We start from the raw sequence: 5007 nt of genomic DNA, 5'->3' as shown, positions 1-5007 counted from the left end.
TATCGTTCACCCTGCCAGTATTTAGATGACTGGCTCACTGAGCAACATCAGGAAAAACAGGCGGCATAAAAGCCACCTGTTGGACGACGAAAAATCGAGGGAAGCTCACTCCATCCAGAACTGTACGGCGACATTACCGGAACTTATTGTAGAGTTTGGAGGCTAGAAAATTATTGCGACTGCGAACGACAAACTGAGATCTATTGGAATAATTTTCTAATATTTATAATTTTTAAAGTATTTTAATCATAAAAAATAAACTCAATAGCGACTTTTATCCAAAAACAATTGCCAAATATAACGTAAGCACCTTTAACTCATATGCAAAATATATTAATAATCAACAAATCATATATTTGACATAGCCTAACGGGCAAGGCACTCTATTGCCAGCCTAAAAGCCATTCTTCTGGAGATTGAAATCATGCCGCAATATCGTTCCCACACCACCACCCACGGCCGTAACATGGCCGGCGCCCGCGCACTCTGGCGCGCCACCGGCATGAAAGACGGCGATTTCGACAAACCGATCATCGCGGTGGTCAACTCCTTTACCCAATTTGTACCCGGCCACGTCCACCTGAAGGACCTGGGCCAGATGGTCGCACGCGAAATTGAAGCCGCCGGCGGCGTCGCCAAAGAATTCAACACCATTGCGGTCGATGATGGCATCGCCATGGGCCATGGTGGCATGCTGTATTCGCTGCCTTCACGCGAGCTGATCGCCGATTCAGTCGAATATATGGTTAATGCGCATTGCGCCGATGCGATGGTGTGCATCTCCAACTGCGACAAGATCACGCCCGGCATGTTGATGGCTGCGATGCGCCTCAACATTCCGGTGGTATTCGTGTCAGGCGGCCCGATGGAAGCCGGCAAGGTGGTTGAGAAGTTGCCAGGCGTAGCGGTGATCGACCAAAAGATTTTCAAGATCGACCTGGTGGATGCCATGATCAAGGCCGGTGACTCCACCGTCAGCGACGCCGACATCGCCGAAATCGAACGCTCGGCCTGCCCGACCTGCGGCTCCTGTTCCGGCATGTTTACCGCTAACTCGATGAACTGCCTGACTGAAGCGCTGGGGCTGGCACTGCCCGGCAACGGCACCATCCTCGCCACCCACGCCGACCGCAAAGAACTGTTCCTGCGCGCTGGCCGCCTGATCATTGAACTGGCCAAGCGCTACTATGAACAAGACGACGACTCGGTGCTGCCGCGCACCATCGCCAACAAAGCCTCGTTCGAAAACGCCATGACGCTGGACGTCGCCATGGGCGGCTCCACCAACACCGTGCTGCACTTACTGGCAGCGGCGCAGGAAGCCGAAGTCGATTTCAAGATGGCCGACATTGATCGCATCTCGCGTCAGGTACCTTGCCTGTGCAAGGTAGCGCCGATGACCGACAAATATCATATCGAAGACGTACACCGCGCCGGCGGTATCGCCAGCATTCTCGGCGAACTGGCGCGCGCCGGCCTGCTCAACACCACTCGCCCCACCATCCACGCGAAGACGCTGGGCGACTCCATCGCCAATAACGACATCACGCAAACCCAGAATCCGGCAGTACACAAAATGTTTAGTGCAGCACCCGGCGGCGTAACGACCCAGGTTGCGTTTTCTCAGGACAAGCGTTTCGCCAGTCTCGATACCGACCGTGACAACGGCTGTATCCGCAACAAGGCGCATGCCTACTCGCAGGATGGCGGCTTGGCAGTCCTGTACGGCAACCTGGCGGAAAACGGCTGTATCGTCAAAACCGCCGGCGTCGATGAGAGCATTCTCAAATTCAGCGGCCGCGCGCGCGTGTTTGAAAGCCAGGACGATGCGGTCGAAGCGATTCTCGGCGACACCGTCCACGCCGGCGATGTCGTGATCATCCGCTACGAGGGCCCGAAAGGTGGCCCCGGCATGCAGGAAATGCTGTACCCGACTTCGTACATTAAATCCAAAGGGCTGAGTAAGTCGTGCGCGCTGTTTACCGACGGCCGCTTCTCCGGTGGCTCGTCCGGCCTGGTGATCGGGCATGCCTCGCCGGAAGCTGCCGAAGGCGGCGCTATCGGTTTGGTGGAAGAAGGCGACATCATCGAAATCGACATCCCGCAACGCCGCATGCACCTGAAGATCAGCGACAGCGATCTGGCACAACGACGTGCTGCAATGGAAGCCAAGGGCAAGGACGCCTGGAAGCCGGTCAATCGCCAGCGTTACGTGTCGCAAGCTTTGCAAGCCTATGCGGCGCTGGCGACCTCGGCCGATCGTGGCGCGGTAAGAGACATCAGCCAGCTCAAACGCTGATCGTCAGCGCGGTTGCATAGCGACACGCAGGATTGTGTCGTTACGTAAGCCAAGCCAAAAAAGTGTAACTCTATGTAAAAGAGGCCGGTGCGAACCGGCCTCTTTTACGCATATAGCTTCGTCGAAAAGGGTTTTTAAGAAGCTCTGCAACGCGAACCGGCAGCCATATTATCGGCCTCAATATGGTAAAGTTGCGAACCGTTTCCTGCGCCATTTTTTGCGATGGAAAGACGGCTTAGCAAACGTGACCGGTTTCCCTGCGAATTGCATTGCAGTTCCGGCGATTTCTTCGGTTATCGCTCCCTGAGCCAAACTGTAGGATCGGCAACCACCGGCAGATGACATCGTTGAATTACTTCGAAGCGCAACATAAAACCGTGGCAGTCATCGGCGGCGGCCCGGCCGGGCTGATGGCCGCCGAAGTGCTGTCTGCCGGCGGCATCCAGGTCGACCTCTACGACGCCATGCCGTCGGTCGGCCGCAAATTCCTGCTGGCCGGAAAAGGCGGCATGAACCTGACCCACTCGGAACCCTACGATGCCTTCCTGTCGCGCTACGGCGCACGCCGCTCGTACATTGCGCCGCTGCTAGAGCAGTTCACCCCGGATGCATTACGCGCATGGGTGCAGACACTGGGAATCGATACCTTTGTCGGCTCGTCCGGTCGTGTCTTCCCAACCGACATGAAAGCCGCACCGTTGCTACGCGCCTGGCTGCATCGACTGCGCCAGTCCGGCGTGCAATTTCATATGCGACATCGCTGGCTGGGTTGGGAGCAGTCGGGCGCACTCGTTTTCGAAACACCGCAAGGCCCACTCGCCATCCGTGCCGATGCGATATTGCTGGCGCTGGGTGGCGACAGCTGGGCGCGTCTTGGTTCCGATGCGAAATGGGTGCCGTTACTGGCCCGGCACGATGTGCAAATCGCGCCGCTGCAACTGGCCAATTGTGGATTTGACGTTGGCTGGAGTGAGTATTTTCGAGGCCGTTTTGCCGGCGAGCACCTGAAGTCAATTGCCATCACGGTCAATCATGTCAGAGACGTCGGCAACAACCAAGAGGAGCAATCCGCATTGCGCAAGCAAGGCGAGTTCGTCGTCAGCACCCACGGCGTTGAGGGCAGCTTGATTTATGCACTATCGGCCGTGCTGCGCGACCGGATTGCCGTCGCCGGCAGCGCCGTCATCTACCTTGACCTGTTGCCGGACTGGCCGCTACAGCGTGTGATTGATGAAGTCTGCCGTCCACGCGGTGCGCGCTCATGGTCCAGCCACCTGCAAAGTCGGGTGGGCTTGAAAGGCGTCAAGACCGGCTTGTTGCGCGAACTGGTGGCACCCGCCGATTTTATCGATCCGCTGCAACTAGCCCATGCCATCAAGGCATTGCCGCTGACCTTGCTGGCGCCACGACCTATCGATGAAGCGATCAGCAGCGCCGGCGGCGTAATATTTGAAGGGCTCGACCAGCAATTGATGCTGAAGGCCCTGCCAGGCGTATTTTGCGCCGGCGAAATGCTCGACTGGGAAGCGCCGACCGGAGGCTATCTGCTCAGCGCCTGCCTGGTCTCTGGACGTGCCGCCGGCAATGGCGTTTTAAGCTGGCTACAGAGTGTTGCTGCCACCTCATGATCGGCGTGCCTATAAAACGATTAGCGACCAGCCATGCAACTTCCAGCGAAGTCGCTATCGCATTTTTACTCAAGCGGACAAGGTTGAAACGATGAAGGGAAGGAGTGTGGCACCACGCAAGCCGTCGTGGATAGATCGGCAACGGGTAAATCGTCAGCGCACTCCAAAGATCGTTGGTGTGCTGATGTCGATTCTGCTCCACGCAGTCGGTATCTGGTACCTGCTTACCCAACTGCCGCAGGACGTCAAAATGGAATCGCCGGCACCTGGCAACATGGGAACGGTCAGCATCACGCTGGCACCGGTGCCGCACAGTGCGCCGCCGCAACCGGTCAAGACGCCGCCGAAGCCCAAAACTGCACCGACTCCGGCGAAACCGCGCAAGGCAACGCCAAAATTCGTCCAGACCAAGCCGGCAATCGCTGCCACCGCACCGCAGACAATCGTGACGCAGCAACCAGAGGCGCCGAAATATCAACAGTCGGTTGAGGAAGATTTTTCCTCTCACATCCAGGCGGCGCGGGAGCGGCGCGAAGCGGCGCAGGCACAAGAGCGTGCTTTGGCCGGCGAAGACAGCCCAGAGCAAAACACAGCGCAAAGCGCGAATGACATCGCGCGCGCCAACATCCAGGCGCAACGTGGCTGGATGGGCATCGACAAGAGCAAGACCGGCGGCATTTTTGAAGTACGCGACAAAACGCCATTCCGCGCCACCTTGATTTTCCATGGCTGGAATGCCGACACCAGCCGCAACGCGATGCAGCAGATACCGATTGAGCGCGGCAGCGAAGACAGCATTGAAATGGCGATAGTCAACAAGATGATTGAATTTATCCGCAAAAAAACCAGTGGGGACATTCCCTGGCGTTCGCAACGCCTTGGCCGCGTCATCACGCTTAGTGCGCGACTCAAGGACACCGCTGAACTGCAGCAGTTCCTGATGCGGGAAATGTTCTGAGCTTCCCCCGAAATTTAGTCTTCCATAGGTAACGTAAAATCAACGATCCTTTGGAAAGACCAGCAATGAAGAAGATACCAAAACAGATGTACACGGCGGAGTTCAAGGAGCTAGCCGTGCAA

The 5007-nt window shown here is 56.9% G+C and carries 3 protein-coding genes; all 3 read left to right on the top strand.

Features of this window, described 5'->3' with window-relative positions; genetic code table 11:
* Window positions 1–424 precede the first annotated feature (424 nt).
* Entirely contained in the window at window positions 425–2299 is a 1875-nt protein-coding gene (ilvD, locus tag ACIQ0R_RS11175; protein WP_395827316.1) for a dihydroxy-acid dehydratase, read from the top strand.
* A 338-nt stretch (window positions 2300–2637) separates the two neighbouring features.
* Window positions 2638–3927 (top strand): TIGR03862 family flavoprotein, encoded by a 1290-nt coding sequence (locus ACIQ0R_RS11170; RefSeq protein WP_395827314.1) that lies wholly within the window; start codon window positions 2638–2640, stop codon window positions 3925–3927.
* A 184-nt stretch (window positions 3928–4111) separates the two neighbouring features.
* Window positions 4112–4885, top strand: coding sequence for a hypothetical protein (locus tag ACIQ0R_RS11165; RefSeq protein ID WP_395827311.1), 774 nt, complete (start codon window positions 4112–4114; stop codon window positions 4883–4885).
* Window positions 4886–5007 lie beyond the last annotated feature (122 nt).

This window comes from Collimonas sp., assembly GCF_044339385.1.
Lineage (GTDB): Bacteria > Pseudomonadota > Gammaproteobacteria > Burkholderiales > Burkholderiaceae_D > Collimonas.
The sequence above is the reverse complement of the archived record's forward strand: the minus strand, read 5'-3'. Positions and strand labels throughout refer to the sequence as shown.

Bases quoted from the DNA above. Each gene is read 5' to 3' on its own strand.
- ilvD (WP_395827316.1), top strand. From the start codon at position 425: ATGCCGCAATATCGTTCCCACACCACCACCCACGGCCGTAACATGGCC.
- ACIQ0R_RS11170 (WP_395827314.1), top strand. From the start codon at position 2,638: ATGACATCGTTGAATTACTTCGAAGCGCAACATAAAACCGTGGCAGTC.
- ACIQ0R_RS11165 (WP_395827311.1), top strand. From the start codon at position 4,112: ATGTCGATTCTGCTCCACGCAGTCGGTATCTGGTACCTGCTTACCCAA.